The sequence below is a fragment of the Paenarthrobacter sp. R1 genome (assembly GCF_030264015.1).
GTDB classification, from domain to species: domain Bacteria; phylum Actinomycetota; class Actinomycetes; order Actinomycetales; family Micrococcaceae; genus Arthrobacter; species Arthrobacter ureafaciens.
Genome location: NZ_CP127115.1, coordinates 3,973,371 through 3,991,335, shown reverse-complemented (window position 1 = coordinate 3,991,335; position 17,965 = coordinate 3,973,371). Strand labels below are relative to the sequence as shown.

Genomic DNA, 17,965 nt, shown 5'->3' with positions numbered 1-17,965 from the left:
CTGGAAAGTAGTAACGGGAACGGAACGGGTCCGCCGGGATAATCCCGGCGGACCCGCTCCAACGGAACCTTAGACGCGCGGCTTCTCGCGCATCTCGAAGGTCTCGATGATGTCGCCTTCGGCGATGTCGTTGTACGAGCCAAGACCGATACCACACTCGAAGTCGCTGCGGACTTCGGTGGCGTCGTCCTTGAACCGCTTGAGGGTCTCAACGGTGAGGTTGTCACCGATGACCTTGCCGTCACGGCTGACGCGTGCCTTGGCGTTACGGCGGATGATGCCCGTACGGACGATCGAGCCGGCGATGTTTCCGAACTTGGAAGAACGGAAGACTTCGCGAACCTCGGCGGTACCGAGCTGGACTTCCTCGTACTCCGGCTTGAGCATGCCCTTGAGGGCCATCTCGATGTCATCGATTGCTGCGTAGATGACGGAGTAGAAGCGCATGTCCACGCCTTCGCGGTCGGCCAGTTCGGCCACACGCTCGGCAGGCTTGACGTTGAAGCCGATGATGATGGCGTTGTCCACCGTCGCCAGGTTGACGTCATTCTGCGTGATGGCACCCACACCGCGGTGGATGACGCGGAGCTGAACGTCGTCGTCGCCGACGTCGATCTTGAGCAAGGCATCTTCGAGGGCTTCCACGGCACCGGAAACGTCACCCTTGAGGATGAGGTTGAGGGTGTCGATCTTGCCTTCGGCAACAGCCTGGTCGAAGTCTTCGAGGCTGATGCGCTTGCGGCGCTTGGCCAGTGCGGCGTTGCGGTCCGCGGCTTCCCGCTTCTCGGCGATCTGGCGGGCCGTACGCTCGTCCGGCGTCACCAGGAAGGTGTCACCTGCACGCGGTACGTTGGACAAACCGAGGACCTGGACCGGACGGGACGGCAGCGCAACGTCCAGTGCCTCGCCGTTCTCGTCGAACATGGCGCGGACGCGGCCGTGCGCGGTACCGGCGACGATCGTGTCTCCGACAGCCAAGGTTCCGGACTGCACCAGGACGGTGGCAACCGCACCGCGGCCCTTGTCCAGGTTCGCTTCGATGGCAATGCCTCGAGCGTCCTTGTCCGGGTTGGCACGCAGGTCCAAGGCGGCGTCGGCCGTCAGCAGGACAGCGTCGATCAGTTCGTCGATGTTCAGGTTCTGGCGTGCAGAGACCTCAACGAACATGGTGTCGCCACCGTATTCTTCGGGAACCAGGCCGTACTCGGTGAGCTGGCCCTTGACCTTGTCCGGGTTGGCGCCTTCCTTGTCGATCTTGTTCACGGCCACAACGATCGGCACACCGGCCGCCTGGGCGTGGTTGAGCGCTTCAACCGTCTGCGGCATGACGCCGTCATCGGCTGCGACAACCAGGATCGCGATGTCGGTGACCTTGGCACCACGGGCACGCATGGCCGTGAAGGCCTCGTGACCCGGGGTGTCAATGAACGTGATGTCGCGGGCAGTGCCCTCGTGGACGTGGCTGATCTGGTAAGCACCGATGTGCTGGGTGATGCCGCCGTGTTCGCCGGCCACAACATTGGAGTTGCGGATGGCGTCCAGGAGGCGGGTCTTACCGTGATCAACGTGGCCCATGACCGTAACAACGGGTGCACGCGGCTCAAGGACGTCGTCACCTTCGGCATCCAGTTCACCCTGGAGGTCGATGTCGAACGAGTCGAGGAGTTCGCGCTCCTCGTCTTCCGGAGAGACAACCTGCAGCTTGTAGCCGAGTTCCTCGCCGAGCAGGGCGAAGGTGTCCTCGTCCAAGGACTGCGTTGCCGTAGCCATCTCGCCGAGGTGGAACAGAACCGTCACCAGCGAGGCGGGGTTTGCATCAATCTTCTCTGCGAAGTCAGTGATGGAGGAACCACGACGCAAGCGGATGATCGTTTCGCCGTCGCCGCGGGGTACGGTGACGCCGCCCAGCGACGGAGCGCTCATCTGCTCCAGTTCCTGGCGCTTTGCGCGCTTCGACTTACGCTGCTTGCCACGGCCTGCGCCGCCCTTGCCGAACGCACCCTGGGTACCACCGCGACCGCGGCCACCCTTGCCGAAGCCACCGCCGGCGGGAGCTCCGCCACCGGTGCCGCCACCGGGTCCGCCGCCGGGACGGCCCGGACCACCCGGACGACCCGGACCACCCGGGCGACCCCCGGTGGGAGCCGGACGCTCAGTGCGGTTGGGCATCATGCCCGGAGTAGGACGGTTTCCGCCAGGGCCGCCGCCGGGACGGGGAGCACCGGGACGGGGAGCGCCGGGGCGCGGAGCACCCGGACGCGGACCGCCTGAGCCTGCAGCGGGACGGGGACCACCGGAACCGGCTGCCGGACGGGGACCGCCGGCGCCTGCTGCGGGGCGGGGACCGCCGGAACGCTCGCCGTCAGTGCGGCCACCCGGACGGGGCATGCCCTGGGACGTTGCAAAGGGGTTGTTGCCCGGACGCGGCGGACGTTCACCATCGCCACCACGGCCGCGGGGCATGCCCTGGGACGTAGCGAAGGGGTTGTTGCCCGGACGCGGACCGCCCGGACGGGGTGCCTGTCCACCCGGACGGGCAGAGGACGAGTCCGACTTTGGAGCAGGCCGGGCACCGGGCTTTGCCGCAGACGGAGCGGATGCAGCCGGAGTGGATGCAGCCGGAGCCGCGGGCGCCGCCGGAGCAGACGTGGAGGCAGCCGGAGCTGCCGGAGCCGGAGCAGCCGGAGCCTTCGGTGCTGCAGGTCCCGGAGTCGGCGCAGCCGGACGGGATGCTGCCGGTGTTGAGGGACGTGCTGCAGGTGCAGCTGAGGGGGCGGCGGACTTTGCAGCGCCGGCACCCGGGAAAGCGTCGCGAAGCTTCTTCACGACGGGGGCCTCAATGGTGGAAGAGGCGGAGCGAACGAATTCGCCCAATTCCTGCAGTTTGGTTACTGCATCTTTGGAAGTAATACCGAGCTCTTTGGCGAGCTCATGTACGCGGACCTTGGCCACATTTCTCCTGTCTCGGTCCGCACCGAGCCAGGCACGAACCGTCTACTTCTTACTGCGGGCCCTTACCGCTTCCACGGCGGACAGGCCCATTGCAGAGCGCAACAAAGTTGTCATCGTTACGCACTCATCGCTGGGAACTCATCGGGTTTCCATCAGATTTCTGACCCGCTTTCAGGTTTGGACGGTTTTCCTGCGGAGGCCGGGGCCTCCGCAAGTGGCATACCCGGCATGAAATAGCGTTCGACGGCGGTCGTTTCGGCAGCGCCCGCAAGGGCCCTTCCGAAAGCGCGCCGCTTGATCGCCAATGCCAGGCACTTTTCGTCGGGGTGCAGCCACGCACCCCTGCCGGCCATCCGGCGTCGTTCATCCACTACGACAACGGACGAACCGTTGCCTTGGGCGACCAGCCGGAGGAGCTCGGACCGGGAGCCTTGCTTCCGGCATCCAATGCAGGTGCGGACAGGGCCAGGGCCATGTCCGGGCAGTTCAGCCACTATGTGTCCCAACCTGCCTTACGCACCTCTACGAACGGATACCGGACGTAAGCCCGGTTCCATCTATTCTAGCCCCCTGCTCCTGACAGCCGAAACCGGAGCCCCCGCCGGGAATGGCGGGGGCTCACGGCACAGGCCTTATTCAGTCAGTTTTAGTGCCGGCGGCGTCGGACACGATGTCGATCCGCCAGCCGGTCAGCTTGGCGGCGAGCCGCGCATTCTGGCCCTCCTTGCCGATGGCCAGTGACAGCTGGTAGTCCGGCACAACCACACGTGCCGAACGCGTGGCCTCATCAGTGATGGTGACCGAACTCACCCTCGACGGCGACAACGAGTTCGCAATGAACGTTGCGGGATCCTCGCTGTAGTCGACGATGTCGATTTTTTCGTCGTTCAGCTCGGTCATGACCGCGCGGACACGGGAGCCCATCTCGCCGATGCACGCACCCTTGGCGTTGACGCCGGGGGCGTTGGCCTTGACTGCAATCTTGGTCCGGTGCCCGGCTTCGCGGGCGAGTGCCACGATCTCCACGGAACGGTCAGCGATCTCCGGAACTTCCATTTCGAAGAGCTTGCGGACCAATCCGGGGTGCGAACGGGACAGGGTGATGGACGGACCCTTGGCGCCACGGTGCACATCGACGACGAAGGCACGCAAGCGGCTTCCGTGCAGGTACTTCTCCCCCGGAACCTGTTCGGGCGGCGGCAGCAAAGCCTCCACCGTGCCCAGGTTGACCTGGATCATGTGCGGGTTGTTGCCCTGCTGGATCATGCCGGCCACGAGTTCGCCCTCACGGCCCTTGAACTCACCAAGAACGTTGTCGTCCTCGACGTCGCGAAGGCGCTGGAGGATGATCTGGCGTGCGGTGCTGGCCGCAATACGGCCGAACCCGGCAGGGGTGTCCTCGAACTCGCCAACGGCCTCGCCGTCGTCGTCGATTTCGGTTGCCCAGATGGTCACGTGCCCGCTCTTGCGGTCAAGCTCTGCGCGGGCCCGTTCGAAGGCGCCGGGCGTCTTGTGGTAGGCCACCAGGAGCGCCTGCTCGATGGTGGGGATCAGGAGGTCCAGCGGGATTTCACGCTCACGCTCCAGAAGTCTCAGTGCGCTCATGTCAATATCCATTAGGCCTCCTCGGAAGGTCCATTGTGTTCGTCTGCCAGCCCGGCCTCCTGGAGGTGGCTGAATTCAATCTCGACTTTTCCTTGGCGGATCCTGTCGAAAGGAATAGTGATGGGGTCACCCTGCTTGGGCTTCATGCCCTTCTTTACCTCGTGCTCGGGGATAAGGGTCACACCCGAATCATCCACGGATGCGATGCGCCCGAGGATGTTTTCTCCCTGGATGACGTTGACCTTGACCATGCGGCCACGTGCGCGGTGCCAATGCCGCGGTTCGGTCAACGGGCGTCCGACGCCGGGCGAGGACACTTCGAGGTCATAGGGACGGCCGTCGTCGTGGGGATCGTTGTCAAGGATATCGGACAGCCCACGGGACACATCGGCGATCGCGTCAAGGCTGACGCCGCCGGTCTCCTCCTGGGGCAGGTCCACCACCACATGAACGGTCCGGTGCGAACCGGCGACATGGATGGAGACGTCCTCAAGGTAGAGCCTGTTGGCCAGGACAGCCGGCTCCAGCAGGGCCTTGAGCCTGCTTTCTTCCGGGTTGTGGACGGTGGCCGATGAGTCCGTGCCAGCACGGTCTGTTGAAGTAGTGGCTTCCGAGTCACTCACGCTGCCCGCCGCCTCCCGATAGATGTTGTTGTGACTACTAGCCTAACGATTTTCGCGGCAACATGGTGCACCGGCTTCACCCGCCGCATGACACCATGGTGATTTGTGAACAAGCTGATGAGCCCAAAAAAGACGCCGCGTCATTGGCCGCGCATCGTGCTCGTTGGCTTGGTTGCGCTGCTGGTGGCCGCTACCGGAATGGTCATCCTTCCGCGGGATTCCGGGGATCCTGAGCCGGTTCCGTTTTCTGAAAGTGCACGCGCGGCCGCCTATGAAGACGCGGTAGCCCTGCGGGAATCCGCCGGCCGGCTGGTGGACGCGCAAGGAAGCAACGCTGCGGATACCGCGCTGGCCGACGCTGTGACATTGCTGACAACCCATGCGCGGGCCCTGCTGAAGGCCGGGGACCGTCCACCCGTGGAATCCCCGACACGGGCCGGCGTTACGGACCCGGACACCCCGGCTGACGTGGTTACCCGCCTTTCCGCCAGCGGAGGACAGCGCCTCCGCGATGCAGAGAAGGCCGACGGCGGGACGTCCCGGCTGCTGGCCGCCGTCGGAACCGCCCAGGTCCTGGAAGCCGAAAGAATCGCAGCCCGGCTCAAGCTGCCCGCCCCCGCTCCTGCAGGACCCGCTGCTTCTCCAGTTCCCCCTGGTTCTCCAGTGCCCGCTGCTTCGGACTCCGGCGGACAGGACGCGGCCTGCGCATCGGCCGGCCCTGCGACGGATCCGGCCGCCGCGACCACGGCGTCGGCCTTGGCTGCTGCCGTGCGGTTGGAACACGAATCGGTCTACGTCTATCAGGTAGCACTGAAGCGGCTCCCGGAGGCGGAGGCAAGCGAAGCCGCGAAGTCCTTGGAGGCACATCAGCAACTGCTCAAGGAAGCCGAGCTGCTGACGCGTGCCAACTGCGCGGATGTTCCCCGGCGCGAGGCAGGCTACCGCCTCGGCGAGCACTTCACGGAGGACCCTGCCGCCGCCCTGGGCACGATGGAAATCGGCTCCCTGCCCGCGTTTGGTGACCTGATCGCCCTCTCCGACGGACGGACCCGGGCGTGGGCCGCCGAAGCCCTGATGGCAGCCACACGGCGCGCCCTGGCCTGGGGTGCTGCGGGGCCCGCGCTGCCGGGCCTGGCGGTGGACGTTGAGGACCTGCCTGCACTGCCGACGCCTGCTCCCACCGCGGCGGGCAATTAGCGGGGCGTGTCCCGGCCAGGAACGGCAACAACCCGGGTGCGGGAGCTAGGCTGAGGACGTGGGACCACACGCTGCGATTCCGATCCCGGGCGAGCTGCACGCCCGGTACAACCGCGACTCCGCCGGGCGGGATTGGCTGGCAAGCCTCCCCGGGCTCATCCGGGGCGCAGTGGACCGCTGGGACCTCCAAGTGGACCTAGGACCAGGGAACCAACCATGGAACGGCCACGGGGCAGTGGTGATCCCCGTTCTCCGCAACAGCAAGCCGGCAGCCCTGAAGATCGCCTACCCACACGACGAAGCCCTTGCCGAGCCCCTCGCCCTGGCACTCTGGAACGGAAACGGCGCGGTGCGGCTCCTCGAGGTGGACAGCCGGAACTGTGCAATGCTGCTGGACCGCTTGGACGCATCGGCGTCGCTGCAGGATGTACCGGTGGACCAGGCGCGCGAGGTCTGGGCCGACGTCGTCCGTCGATTGTCGATCACCCCGGACGACAGGCCGGAATGGCTGGCCATGGATCACATTGCAGCGACTGCCGAGCGATGGAGTGATGAGCTCCCGCAGGACTGGGCACTCCTGGGCATGCCCTTCCCCCGCTGGCTGCTGGAAGCGGCACTGGAGGTCTGCCAGACCCGCGGCGCAGTGGGCCGCCGCTCAGGCAAGGACGTCCTGGTCCACACTGACCTTCATTTCATGAACATTCTGGCCACAGAGGACGGAAAGGGCTACCTGGCCATCGATCCCCAACCGCAGATCGGCGAGGCCGAGTTTGCCGTGGCACCTGTTCTGTGGAACCGGCTCCCGGACCTGCCGCCCGCAGACCCGGAGACGGGATTACGTGAGCGGTGCCTGGAGTTCAGCATCGCAGCCGGACTCGATCCCGAGGCCGCCCGGCAGTGGAGCATCGCCCGCGAGGTCCAAAACGCCCTGTGGTATGCCCAAAAACACGGCCACAGCGGCGACGTGGCGCGTTCCCTGTGGGTGGCCAGCACGCTGGCAGGCAAGACCCTGGACGGTCTCCCCCGCGCCCACGAGCTTCCGGTTCCAGGAGCGGCCCGGAGCTAGGCGAAGTTCTCGTTCCACACGTCGATGCCAAGCTTGATGACCAGCGCGGCGACGACCACAAGGAAGACCAGCCGAACAAAACGGCTCCCCCTGGCTACGGCCGTGCGGGCTCCGAGGTAGCCGCCGGCCATGTTGGAGAACCCCAGGACGAGGCCCACGCCCCACATCAAGGAGCCGTGCGGGAGGAAGAAGAGCAGAGCACCGGCGTTGGTGGCCATGTTGACGATCTTCGACTTGGCGCTGGCTTCCAGGAACGCATAACCGAGCGCGGACACCAAGGCGATGACCAGGAACGATCCCGTCCCGGGTCCGATCAGGCCGTCATAGAAACCGATGACGCCGCCAATCAGGCAGGCAATGACGTAATGCCTGTGTCCGTCGTGGCGTAACGCCGTCAACTCACCTGCGTTCGGGCGCACGGCAGTAAAAACGGCGACGGCGATGAGCGCCAGCACAATGATGGGCTTGAACACGCTGGCCGGCAGCGACGAAGCAAGGACCGCCCCGCCGAAACTGCCTGCGAGGGCGATGACTGCCATGGGAACGGCCGTCCTGAGGTCAGGACCCACCCGTCGGTAATACGTGGCCGCGCTGGTGGCAGTACCAAAGATGGATCCCATCTTGTTGGTGGCCAGCGCCTGGACAGGGGTGATCCCCGGTACCAGGAGCAATGCGGGCAACTGGATCAGTCCGCCGCCGCCCACCACTGCGTCAACCCAGCCGGCTGCGAATCCAGCCACCACAATCAAGATGAGCGTGGTGAGCTGGATTCCTTCGAAGCCGGAGATCAACGGCTGCGGACAGCGTTGACCACGTAATCGACGGCCTTGTCCACCGGGACATTTTCAGCCTCGCCGCTGCGGCGGTCCTTGACCTCAACGACGCCGTCAACCAGGCCGCGGCCGACAGCGAGGATGGTGGGAACGCCCAGGAGCTCCGCGTCCCCGAACTTCACACCCGGAGAGACCTTGGGACGGTCGTCGAAGATGACGTCCAGCCCGGCGTCCTGCAGCTCGGCGGACAGCTTTCCGGCAGCCTCGAAGATCTCGTCACCGCGGCCTACAGCCACAACGTGGACGTCAGCCGGAGCAACCGAGCGCGGCCACACCAGGCCACGGTCGTCATGGTTGGCCTCGGCGAGGGCAGCCACGGCACGCGTGACGCCTACACCGTAGGAGCCCATGGTGACCACCACCTGCTTGCCGTTCTGGTCCAGTACCTTCAGGTCCAGGGCTTCGGCGTACTTGCGGCCGAGCTGGAAGATGTGGCCCATCTCGATGCCGCGGGCAGTTTCCAAGGGACCGGAGCCGTCCGGAGCGGGATCTCCCGCGCGGACCTCCGTGCTTTCGATGACGCCGTCCCACGTGAAGTCGCGGCCGGCAACGAGTCCAAAGACGTGCTTGCCGTCCAGGTTGGCGCCGGTGATCCAGGTGGTACCGGAGACGACGCGCGGGTCCACCAGGTAGAGGAGCTTGGAGGAACCCTCGAGCCCCAGGACAGCTTCATCAAGGGAAAGGCCCGGACCAATGTAGCCCTTGACCAGCCACGGCAGCTTCTTGAGGTCTTCCTCGTTGGCAGCTTCGAGTCCCACCTCTCCGCCGATGGGCAGGAAGGCGCCGATATTGGCTTCAACGCGCTTGAGGTCAACCGCGCGGTCGCCGGGGACGCCGATGACTACGATCTGGCGCTCACCCGTGGGCAGGGTGACGGCAAGGACGACGTTCTTGAGCGTGTCGGCGGCAGTCCAGGCGCCGCCGTCGGACCCGCTCCGGGGAGCGAGCTGGTTGGCAGCGTCCACCAGGGTTTCGATGGTGGGCGTATTCGGGGTGTCCAGCACCTCGGCAGCCGGGGCGTTGGTGAAGTCGATCTCCGCCGGGACCACGGTGGTGACTGCTTCGACGTTGGCAGCATAACCGCCGGCCGACCGGACGAAGGTGTCCTCGCCGATCTCCGTGGGGAAGAGGAATTCTTCGCTCTTGGAGCCGCCCATGGCGCCGGCGGTGGCCGCTACCGGAACAACTTCCAGGCCCAGGCGCTCGAAGATCTTGAGGTAGGCGGCACGGTGGGCGGCGTAGCTGGCGTCCAGGCCGGCGTCGTCAACGTCGAAGGAGTAGGAGTCCTTCATGATGAACTCGCGCCCGCGCAGCAGGCCGGCCCGCGGACGTGCCTCGTCCCGGTACTTGTTCTGGATCTGGTAGAGGCTCAGCGGCAGGTCCTTGTAGGACGAGTACAGGTCCTTGACCAGCAACGTGAACATCTCTTCGTGCGTCGGCGCAAGCAGGTAGTCCGCGCCCTTGCGGTCCTGGAGGCGGAAGAGGCCTTCGCCGTACTCGGTCCAGCGGTTGGTGGCCTCATAGGGTTCCCGGGGCAGCAGGGCAGGGAAATGCACTTCCTGGGCGCCGATGGCGGCCATTTCCTGGCGGATGATCTCTTCCACCTTGCGCAGCACGCTCAACCCCAGCGGCAGCCAGGTGTAGATGCCGGGAGCAGCCCGTCGAATGTAGCCGGCGCGGACCAAAAGCTTGTGGCTGGCCACCTCGGCGTCGACGGGATCTTCGCGCAAAGTGCGCAGGAACAACTGGGAGAGGCGAAGGACCACGGGTACTTATCCGTTTCTATGGCAGCAGGGCAAAAAGAACTCCTACTAATCTACCGGCTGGCGGGAGCGCCTTTGGAACGTGGAAACAGATGAGCCACGCCTTCGCGTTTGGAAGCCCCTGGCCGAACCGGCTGGTCATCCTGCAATGGCGTGGCTCAACGGCCGGCCGGCCGCAGACTCCGTATGGAAACTAGACTCCTGTTCCCTCCAGCGGAAAAGGACCTCCTGCGACTGGGAAGCATTGGTCACTGCCGAGCTTACGGATGGACGGAGGGCACCACACACCCTGTGAGGTAAGTTCCATGGTTTCCCCCTATGCCACCCTTGCCCCCAACGACACGGCTAGGGACGAATGTATGTGATTGGAGACACCTTTTCAAGGAACCAGCCGCCCCGGGGCATTGACGGGTGGCCTGTCCCGGCCTAGCTTCAATTCACCGGTTGGTGAATCAGCTATGCGTCGGGAGGCACGCAATGCCGCGCGGAACAGCCCCTTCCCAAGACCCGGACACTGCCGCAATCGCGGCCTCAGGGTTGCACGTCTCCAGGGGGCGGACCACAATCCTGCGCGGGTTGGAGTTCAGCATCATGCCGGGGCGGATTACGTGCTTGATTGGCCCCTCCGGCAGTGGCAAGACCACTCTCATGCGAGCGATCGTCGGCGTGCAGAAGATCAGCAGGGGAACCTTGAGCGTCCTTGGCCGCCCGGCGGGCAGCGCAGCGTTGAGGCACGACGTCGGATATGTCACCCAGGGTGCCAGCGTGTACGGAGACCTGAGCGTGGCAGCGAACGTCAAGTACTTCGGCGCCATGCACGGCGCGACGGCGGCGGACGTCGCCCAGGCGATTGCCGCCGTCGGGCTTGAATCCCACATGCGTCGGAAGGCCGCGGACCTCTCGGGCGGGCAGTTCAGCCGCGTGTCGCTGGCCTGTGCCTTGGTGTCGCATCCCGCGCTGTTGGTGCTCGATGAACCGACAGTGGGCCTGGACCCGGTGCTGCGGGCCGAGCTGTGGGGACGGTTCGCGGCAATGGCTGCTGCAGGAACCACGTTGCTGATCTCCTCCCACGTCATGGAGGAGGCGTCCCATTGTTCGTCGTTGCTGCTGCTGCGCGAGGGACAGTTGCTGGCACAGCTAACGCCGGAGGAACTGGCCCAACGCGGCCGGAACAAGGACCTGGAACGGGCGTTCCTGGCCATAATCACCGATACCCAACAGACTGGTGCCGCATCATGAACCCGCGCATGACCTTGGCCACCGCCGCACGCGTCCTGGGCCAGCTGCGGCACGATCACCGCAGTATTGCCCTCATCCTGGTGGTTCCGGCACTGCTGCTGGCAGCCGTCTATTTCCTGTTCGAAAACGAGACGATGCCGCCAGGGATTCCAAGGACCTTCGACCGTGTGGGCCTGATGATGCTCGCCATCTTCCCGTTTGTAGTGATGTTCCTCGTCACGTCAATCACCATGCTCCGCGAACGGACCTCGGGAACGCTTGAGCGGCTGCTGACCACCCCCATCCACAAAGCGGACCTGCTGTTCGGCTACGCTCTGGCCTTCTCCCTCATGGCTGCCTTGCAATCCCTGGTGGCTACAGCCGTTGCCTACTGGATTTTCGACTTGGACATCAAAGGAAGCCCCGGCCTGGTGGTGATGATCGCCGTCATCAATGCCGTCCTCGGCGTGGCACTGGGGCTGCTGTGTTCGGCGTTTGCCCGGACCGAGTTCCAGGCCGTCCAGTTCATGCCGGTGGTCGTAGTGCCGCAGATCCTGCTGTGCGGACTCTTTGTGGCCCGGGAGAACATGAACGATGTCCTCGACGGCATCTCAGGCGCGCTCCCGTTGACTTTCTCGGTCGATGCCCTGCAGGAAATCGCAGCCCACACCGACGCCACGGAAGCCCTGTGGCAGGATACGGCCGTGATGGGTGGAATCGTGGTGGGAGTCCTGGTGCTCGCTTCCCTGACGCTGCGGAGGCAGACCACCTAAGCCAGGGGCGGAAGGTGCTTGCCGCAGCAGACACGCGGCGGGCAGTTGTGGCTGTTCCCGGCTTGGGAGCGACCACAACTGCCCGGTGGCTGCGTGCTACTTGATGAGTGCCGCGGCCTGGTCCATCAGGGCGCCTGCTGCGGCAACCCCTTCGCTCTCAGCGTTGGCACCGGAGGCGGTTGCCGAAATCAGCACGCCGTCCTTGATGGCAAAGCCCATGTACGTGGACTGGCTCCGGCCGTCGGGCAGGACCATTGCGGTCTTGAAACCCTTGGCCCCGGGCACGGAGCTGATGCCGTCGAACTTCTCGGTGCTGACCTTCAGGGTGGAACCGCCCATGGTCATGGTCATGTTCGCGCACTTGGCAGCCTGGTCCTCGTTGTCTTCCAGGCTCTTCGTCAGAACTTCCTTGTCAACGCCGGAAATGAGCGAGATGCCGGTGACCACCTGGGCATCCGTGTCAATCTTGGCTCCTGCTGCGGCCGTGGAGCCCTCGATCGACTGGGACGCACCCAGGGTGCTGAGCTCTTTGCACTCTGCCGGTTCGATGGTCATCTGGCCGATGAGTTCCTTGAGCGGGTTCTGCTGGCTGGCGAGATCGTCAATGGCAGAGACCGTAAGTTCGGACCCGTCGTCGGCCTTGATCTGCTTCACGAGGTCTACGAGCTCCTGCGTGGTGTACTGCTTTGCCTCGGTGGGAGTGGGTGTGGCGGACGGGGTTTCGCCGGCCGGAGCCGAGGACGCAGCGTCCGTCGATGCGCCGCCGCCGCCACATGCAGTAAGTCCCATGACCAAAAGTCCTGCTGCGGCAAATCCGCGCAGAGCGTTCCTCTTCATTTTTTCCCCAATGAGTTCGAGCGATGAGCCGACAGTTGTTGGCCGGGACAAGCCTACAAGCCCGAACAGGGGTTCTCCGGCACCCCGCGCTAGAAGAGCACCGTGGCAAACGTGCCCGCCTGCGTGAAGCCCACCCGCTCATAGGTTGCCCGGGCCTTGGCATTGAAGTCGTTGACGTAGAGGCTTGTGACGGGGGCGAAGGTCTTGGCGAGGTTGACGACGGCGGCCATGTAGCCGGCGCTCTCACCCCTGCCGCGGAGACCGGGGTTCATCCATACGCCCTGCACCTGGGTGACGTCCCGGGTGACCGCGCCGAGTTCGGCTTTGAACACCACGGTGCCGTCCGCATCGATGTGGACCAGGGAGTGGCCTTGCCGGATCAGGCCGGCAACGCGCCGGCTGTAGAAGTCCTGGCCGCCAAGGAACGGCGAATACCCTACTTCCTCTTCGAACATGGCAGCACACGCGGGAAGTATCCGATCGAAGTCCGCCATGGTGCCGAAGGTCAATGAAGGGTTGGCTGGAATGGCCGGTGCGCCCGAGATGGTGAGGAGGGGCTGCCGCTCACGGACTTCATGGGCAAAGTGCCCGAGTTGCTCAAACTTCGAGTAGAGGGCCAGGACGCTTTCGGCCGGGCCGAAGATGGAGGCGTAGCGACGGCCCGCTTGGTGTGCCGCTGCGGCTATGTGCTCCACCAGTGCGGGGTCCAGCTGAACAGGGACCATGTTGGCTCCTGCCCAGCAAGCCCCGATGAGCCGGTCGTCGTCGAAGACGCCGTAGACCTTCGCGCCGCCGCTGGTGGGCGCCGCTGTTCCCACGCTGTCCAAGTGCGCGAGGATGAAGACGTTCGCAACAGGATCTTCATTCGCAAGCGCGCGAAGGGCCAGGGTGTCGGCAGCGCCGAGCACCCTGACTCCCAGGCCGGCCTCGTTACGAGACGCTAACCACGGGGCTACCTTTGACAGCATCTTCGCCATCGGCCTCCCCCATCTCTTCGGCGATGCGCATCGCCTCTTCGACCAGTGTCTCAACAATTTGGCTTTCGGGCACGGTCTTGATGACTTCGCCCTTCACGAAGATCTGCCCCTTGCCGTTGCCGGAAGCGACGCCGAGGTCCGCTTCACGGGCCTCACCGGGTCCATTCACTACGCAACCCATCACCGCTACGCGAAGGGGAATCTCCATGCCTTCCAGCCCAGCCGTCACTTCCTCGGCGAGGGTGTAAACGTCCACCTGGGCACGGCCGCAGGACGGGCAGGACACGATTTCCAGCTTGCGCGGGCGAAGGTTGAGCGACTGCAGGATCTGGTTGCCCACCTTGATCTCCTCGACGGGAGGAGCGGACAGGGACACACGGATGGTGTCACCGATGCCGCGGGACAGGAGCGCGCCGAAAGCCGTGGCCGACTTGATGGTTCCCTGGAAGGCAGGGCCGGCTTCTGTGACGCCCAGGTGCAGGGGCCAGTCACCTTTTTCTGCGAGCATCTCGTAGGCGGCAACCATGACCACGGGGTCGTTGTGCTTCACGGAGATCTTGAAGTCATGGAAGCCGTGTTCCTCAAAGAGCGAAGCTTCCCATACGGCTGATTCCACCAGGGCTTCTGGAGTGGCCTTGCCGTACTTCTTGAGGATGCCGGGCTCCAGCGAACCGGCGTTGACGCCGATGCGGATGGAAGTGCCGTGGTCCCTGGCAGCAGCGGCGATTTCCTTGACCTGGTCATCGAACTTCCGGATGTTGCCCGGGTTCACACGGACAGCGGCGCACCCTGCCTCAATGGCGGCGAAGACGTACTTGGGCTGGAAGTGGATGTCCGCGATCACCGGGATCTGCGACTTGCGGGCAATGATCGGCAAGGCCTCGGCGTCATCGGCAGAAGGGCACGCAACACGGACGATGTCGCAACCGGACGCGGTCAGCTCGGCGATCTGCTGGAGCGTGGCATTGATGTCCGTGGTGGGAGTGGTGGTCATTGACTGCACGCTGATGGGGTAATCAGAGCCAACACCTACCGAGCCGACCTTGATTTGCCGCGTTTTGCGGCGCGGAGCGAGGACGGGTGGAGGGGCGGCTGGCATTCCCAGGCTGACCGAGGTCACGTGGACTCCTTGGGTTGGGTGTATCTGGTGGTGGGTACCTGAATCAGGAGGCGTGCTCCGAAAGAAGCCCAATAATGGGCGACCATTCGGTAGTGCGGATTCCGGCGATGGCGCCGGCGTCAGCGAACGGATCCTGCTTCAGGAGGTCAGTGAGTTCAGCTTCGTCGCGGGATTTGAAGATCAGCAGCGCGCCTGCGCCGTCACCGTACGGACCGCTGGCAAGCAGCGCACCTTCGTCAGCGAGGTCGCTAAGCCAAGCGCGGTGTGCGGGACGGGTCTCGTCGCGGATGGCCCCGGAGTCGGCCGCGTAAACATACTCAACAGCGAAAACAGTCATGGTGTTAGCCTATCCCGCCGGGTGCGGATGCTCTGCCACCGGGAGGCCGCCGGAGACGCTCCTAGCCAAAGATGTTCACCGGCTTCACGATGTCCGCGTAGATCAGCAAAGCGCCCATGGCCATCAGGAGCGCAGCCACCACATACGTTGCGGGGAGGAGCTTGGCAATGTCGAAAGCGCCGGGGTCCGGCTTGCCGAGCAGCTTGGCCACCCGACGCCGGATTCCCTCGTACAGGGCACCGGCCACATGCCCGCCGTCAAGCGGGAGCAAGGGGATGAGGTTGAAAATCGCCAAGGCAAAGTTCAGGCCTGCCAGCAAGCCCACCAGCGTGCCGATTCTGGCCTCCAAGGGCACCTGCTCCATAGCGGCTACTTCACCGGCCACCCGGCCGACGCCCACCACGCTGATGGGGCCGTTGGGGTCGCGGGGCTCTTCGCTGAAGGCTGCCTTGGCCACGCCAACCACCCTGGCGGGCAGGTTGAAGATCACACCGGAGATCTGCTTGATGTTCTCCCCCGCCATGGGCAAAACGCTCGACGCCGGCTGCGGCACCAGGACGCTTTGGGCACCTATGCCCAGGAACCCGACTTCCTGGTACTTGAGGACGCCGTCGGCATCCTGTTCCTGCCGGCCATCGGAACCGATGACGGGCCGCGCAGAAAGTACAGGCGTGACGGTGGTGGACACGAGGGCCCCGTTGCGCTCCACCGTAATAGGGACCTCACGCCCTGCGGATGCACGGATCCAACTGGTCAACTCGTCCCACTCCGTGACCTGTTTTCCATCGAAGGACTTGATGGTGTCATTGGGCTGCAGGCCGGCAGCCGCGGCTGGGGTGGGCTTGCACTCCGCGGAATCGGGATCGACGGTCTGGCCGGCTGCCACTTGGCATTTGGAAACATCGGCGATCGTGGTGGTGGCCTGGGCCGTACCGAAGCCCATCAGCAGCACGGCCGTCAGCACGAGTCCGATGAGCATGTTCATGGCCGGACCACCCAGCATGACGATGATCTTCTTCCAGACCGGCAGCTTGTAGAACACCCGGTTTGCGTCGTCCGGGCCCACTTCCTCGTGGGCTGCCGAGCGGGCCTCCGAGGCAAGCGTCTGGAACATACCCGTGCTGGAGGGGCGGACGCCGCCGTCCTCCTTGTTCGGCGGGTACATGCCGATCATGGCGACGTAGCCGCCCAGCGGCAGGGCCTTGAAACCGTACTCGGTCTCACCCTTCTTGCGCGACCACAGCGTGGGACCAAAACCGATCATGTACTTGGTCACCCGCACCTTGAACAGCTTGGCAGGAACCAGGTGCCCCACCTCGTGAAGCGCGATGGAGACCGCGACGCCGATGGCGACGAAGATGACTCCGAGGATGAAGAGAAGGACGGGGCTCATTCGGGCGGTACTGCTTCCATCAGGTGGGGTGGGGCGGGCTATAGGGGGCTGGTGGCTAAACGATCGTGGGTACGGCTGCGTGCCCACGCTTCAGCATCCAACACGGATTCCAGCGTTAGCTCCGAAGAGCCTGTATGTTCGCTGAGGACGGACTCCACGGTATCGACGATGTCGGTGAAGCGGATGCGGCCGGCGTGGAACGCTTCCACAGCTTCCTCGTTCGCTGCGTTGAACACCGCGGGGAAGGTGCTCCCCTGCTTGGCTGCTTCCTTGGCGAGGTCCACGGCGGGAAACGCCTCCGAATCCAGCGGTTCGAAGGTCCAGCTTGTGGCTTGGCTCCAGTCACACGCCCGGGCAGCGCCGGGAACCCTGTCCGGCCAGCCGAGCCCCAGCGCGATCGGAAGGCGCATGTCAGGCGGGGAAGCTTGCGCAATGATTGAGCCGTCCACGAACTGCACCATTGAATGCACCACGGACTGGGGATGCACCACGACGTCGATCCGGTCCAGGGGCACGTCGAACAGCAAGTGCGCTTCGATCACTTCCAAGCCCTTGTTGACCAGGCTGGCGGAGTTCGTGGTGACCATCAGCCCCATGTCCCAGGTGGGGTGCGCCAACGCCTCCTGGGGGCTGACGTCCTGCAACTGTTCGCGCGTCCGACCCCGGAAAGGACCGCCCGAAGCCGTAAGTATCAGCTTGTGGACTTCCGCTGCCGCGCCTGAACGGAGGCACTGTGCAATTGCCGAATGTTCGGAGTCGACGGGAACAATCTGGCCTGGACCCGCGGCCGCCTTAACCAGAGCGCCGCCGACGATCAGCGATTCCTTGTTGGCGAGCGCCAGGGTGGCCCCGGACTCCAGGGCCGCCAAGGTAGGAGCAAGACCGATGGATCCGGTGATGCCGTTGAGGACAACGTCACTGGGGATGCCCGCGACCCGGGCTGAGGCATCGGGCCCCACGAAGATTTCCGGAGCAAAGCCTTTCAGCCCGGCGGTTGCGGCAAAGCCGGCGATGAGCTGTTGCAGGGCAGCAGCGTCGCCCCGGGCAACTCCCACTGCCTGCGCGCGGGTGTGCACAGCCTGCTGCGCAATGAGTTCCGGATTTCCGCCTCCTGCGCTGAGTGCCACTACCTCGAAAAGGTGGGGAGCGGCATCGATCACCTCAATTGCTTGCGTGCCGATGGAACCGGTGGACCCGAGGATGACGATCTTGCGCGGCTGCATGAGTCAAGTATCCCAGCCGCCGCAGGGCAGGGCGAACACGGCGGACCC

General features: G+C 64.8%; 17 protein-coding genes. 5 read left to right on the top strand and 12 right to left on the bottom strand.

Annotated features, from left to right (window positions below; translation table 11 throughout):
* Positions 1 to 69 precede the first annotated feature (69 nt).
* Both infB and QN084_RS19020 read right to left on the bottom strand, forming a co-directional pair.
* A complete protein-coding gene (infB, locus tag QN084_RS19025; protein WP_069694506.1) occupies positions 70 to 2,952 on the bottom strand; it encodes a translation initiation factor IF-2 in 2,883 nt (960 codons plus the stop codon).
* 152 nt (positions 2,953 to 3,104) lie between these two features.
* A complete protein-coding gene (locus tag QN084_RS19020) occupies positions 3,105 to 3,359 on the bottom strand; it encodes a YlxR family protein (protein ID WP_370583585.1) in 255 nt (84 codons plus the stop codon).
* On the opposite strand from QN084_RS19020, the gene QN084_RS24200 reads away from it, so the two are divergent.
* Positions 3,279 to 3,497 (top strand): hypothetical protein, encoded by a 219-nt coding sequence (locus QN084_RS24200; RefSeq protein WP_370583593.1) that lies wholly within the window; start codon positions 3,279 to 3,281, stop codon positions 3,495 to 3,497. The genes QN084_RS19020 and QN084_RS24200 overlap by 81 nt on opposite strands.
* 91 nt (positions 3,498 to 3,588) lie before the next feature.
* Here the strand turns inward: QN084_RS24200 and nusA are convergent, their stop codons facing one another.
* Entirely contained in the window at positions 3,589 to 4,569 is a 981-nt protein-coding gene (nusA, locus tag QN084_RS19015) for a transcription termination factor NusA (protein ID WP_062095972.1), read from the bottom strand.
* Positions 4,569 to 5,180 carry a ribosome maturation factor RimP gene (gene rimP / locus QN084_RS19010; RefSeq protein ID WP_062095970.1) on the bottom strand — a complete coding sequence of 204 codons (612 nt, stop codon included), beginning with the start codon at positions 5,178 to 5,180 and terminating at the stop codon, positions 4,569 to 4,571. Before rimP ends, nusA begins: the two co-directional genes overlap by 1 nt.
* Positions 5,181 to 5,297: 117 nt before the next feature.
* Here rimP and QN084_RS19005 point away from each other — a divergent pair, with 117 nt between their 5' ends.
* Together QN084_RS19005 and QN084_RS19000 are read left to right on the top strand one after the other, a co-directional pair.
* The gene (locus tag QN084_RS19005; protein ID WP_164888697.1) at positions 5,298 to 6,377 is read left to right on the top strand and encodes a DUF4439 domain-containing protein; all 1,080 of its coding nucleotides are present in this window, start codon (positions 5,298 to 5,300) and stop codon (positions 6,375 to 6,377) included.
* A 58-nt stretch (positions 6,378 to 6,435) separates the two neighbouring features.
* Entirely contained in the window at positions 6,436 to 7,443 is a 1,008-nt protein-coding gene (locus tag QN084_RS19000; protein ID WP_069694505.1) for an aminoglycoside phosphotransferase family protein, read from the top strand.
* Here the strand turns inward: QN084_RS19000 and QN084_RS18995 are convergent.
* Positions 7,440 to 8,234 carry a sulfite exporter TauE/SafE family protein gene (locus QN084_RS18995; RefSeq protein WP_062095962.1) on the bottom strand — a complete coding sequence of 265 codons (795 nt, stop codon included), beginning with the start codon at positions 8,232 to 8,234 and terminating at the stop codon, positions 7,440 to 7,442. The two genes, QN084_RS19000 and QN084_RS18995, sit on opposite strands and share 4 nt — an antisense overlap.
* A complete protein-coding gene (locus tag QN084_RS18990; RefSeq protein WP_062095960.1) occupies positions 8,231 to 10,042 on the bottom strand; it encodes a proline--tRNA ligase in 1,812 nt (603 codons plus the stop codon). Before QN084_RS18990 ends, QN084_RS18995 begins: the two co-directional genes overlap by 4 nt.
* A gap of 474 nt (positions 10,043 to 10,516) precedes the next feature.
* Between QN084_RS18990 and QN084_RS18985 the strand changes: the two genes are divergently transcribed.
* Together QN084_RS18985 and QN084_RS18980 are read left to right on the top strand one after the other, a co-directional pair.
* Positions 10,517 to 11,278 (top strand): ABC transporter ATP-binding protein, encoded by a 762-nt coding sequence (locus tag QN084_RS18985; protein ID WP_069694504.1) that lies wholly within the window; start codon positions 10,517 to 10,519, stop codon positions 11,276 to 11,278.
* A gap of 8 nt (positions 11,279 to 11,286) precedes the next feature.
* Positions 11,287 to 12,030, top strand: a complete 744-nt coding sequence (locus QN084_RS18980; protein ID WP_083262067.1) for an ABC transporter permease — start codon at positions 11,287 to 11,289, stop codon at positions 12,028 to 12,030.
* Positions 12,031 to 12,126: 96 nt separating this feature from the next.
* Here the strand turns inward: QN084_RS18980 and QN084_RS18975 are convergent, their stop codons facing one another.
* From QN084_RS18975 to dxr, 6 genes are all read right to left on the bottom strand, one after another.
* Positions 12,127 to 12,867 carry a hypothetical protein gene (locus tag QN084_RS18975; RefSeq protein WP_069694502.1) on the bottom strand — a complete coding sequence of 247 codons (741 nt, stop codon included), beginning with the start codon at positions 12,865 to 12,867 and terminating at the stop codon, positions 12,127 to 12,129.
* 89 nt (positions 12,868 to 12,956) lie between these two features.
* On the bottom strand, positions 12,957 to 13,835 hold the full coding sequence (locus QN084_RS18970) for a GNAT family N-acetyltransferase (protein WP_069694533.1): 879 nt from the start codon (positions 13,833 to 13,835) through the stop codon (positions 12,957 to 12,959).
* Positions 13,798 to 14,964 (bottom strand): flavodoxin-dependent (E)-4-hydroxy-3-methylbut-2-enyl-diphosphate synthase, encoded by a 1,167-nt coding sequence (ispG, locus tag QN084_RS18965; protein ID WP_069694501.1) that lies wholly within the window; start codon positions 14,962 to 14,964, stop codon positions 13,798 to 13,800. Before ispG ends, QN084_RS18970 begins: the two co-directional genes overlap by 38 nt.
* A 43-nt stretch (positions 14,965 to 15,007) precedes the next feature.
* On the bottom strand, positions 15,008 to 15,301 hold the full coding sequence (locus QN084_RS18960; RefSeq protein WP_021472613.1) for a YciI family protein: 294 nt from the start codon (positions 15,299 to 15,301) through the stop codon (positions 15,008 to 15,010).
* A gap of 61 nt (positions 15,302 to 15,362) precedes the next feature.
* Positions 15,363 to 16,694 (bottom strand): M50 family metallopeptidase, encoded by a 1,332-nt coding sequence (locus QN084_RS18955; RefSeq protein WP_069694500.1) that lies wholly within the window; start codon positions 16,692 to 16,694, stop codon positions 15,363 to 15,365.
* Positions 16,695 to 16,732: 38 nt separating this feature from the next.
* Positions 16,733 to 17,917 carry a 1-deoxy-D-xylulose-5-phosphate reductoisomerase gene (dxr, locus tag QN084_RS18950; protein WP_069694499.1) on the bottom strand — a complete coding sequence of 395 codons (1,185 nt, stop codon included), beginning with the start codon at positions 17,915 to 17,917 and terminating at the stop codon, positions 16,733 to 16,735.
* Positions 17,918 to 17,965: the final 48 nt, after the last annotated feature.

Excerpts from the sequence above, each read along its gene's own strand:
- QN084_RS18955 (WP_069694500.1), bottom strand. The coding sequence starts at position 16,694 with ATGAGCCCCGTCCTTCTCTTCATCCTCGGAGTCATCTTCGTCGCCATC.
- nusA (WP_062095972.1), bottom strand. The coding sequence starts at position 4,569 with ATGGATATTGACATGAGCGCACTGAGACTTCTGGAGCGTGAGCGTGAA.
- QN084_RS18985 (WP_069694504.1), top strand. The coding sequence starts at position 10,517 with ATGCCGCGCGGAACAGCCCCTTCCCAAGACCCGGACACTGCCGCAATC.
- dxr (WP_069694499.1), bottom strand. The coding sequence starts at position 17,917 with ATGCAGCCGCGCAAGATCGTCATCCTCGGGTCCACCGGTTCCATCGGC.
- QN084_RS18980 (WP_083262067.1), top strand. The coding sequence starts at position 11,287 with ATGACCTTGGCCACCGCCGCACGCGTCCTGGGCCAGCTGCGGCACGAT.
- QN084_RS18960 (WP_021472613.1), bottom strand. The coding sequence starts at position 15,301 with ATGACTGTTTTCGCTGTTGAGTATGTTTACGCGGCCGACTCCGGGGCC.
- QN084_RS18975 (WP_069694502.1), bottom strand. The coding sequence starts at position 12,867 with ATGAAGAGGAACGCTCTGCGCGGATTTGCCGCAGCAGGACTTTTGGTC.
- QN084_RS19005 (WP_164888697.1), top strand. The coding sequence starts at position 5,298 with ATGAGCCCAAAAAAGACGCCGCGTCATTGGCCGCGCATCGTGCTCGTT.
- QN084_RS18970 (WP_069694533.1), bottom strand. The coding sequence starts at position 13,835 with ATGCTGTCAAAGGTAGCCCCGTGGTTAGCGTCTCGTAACGAGGCCGGC.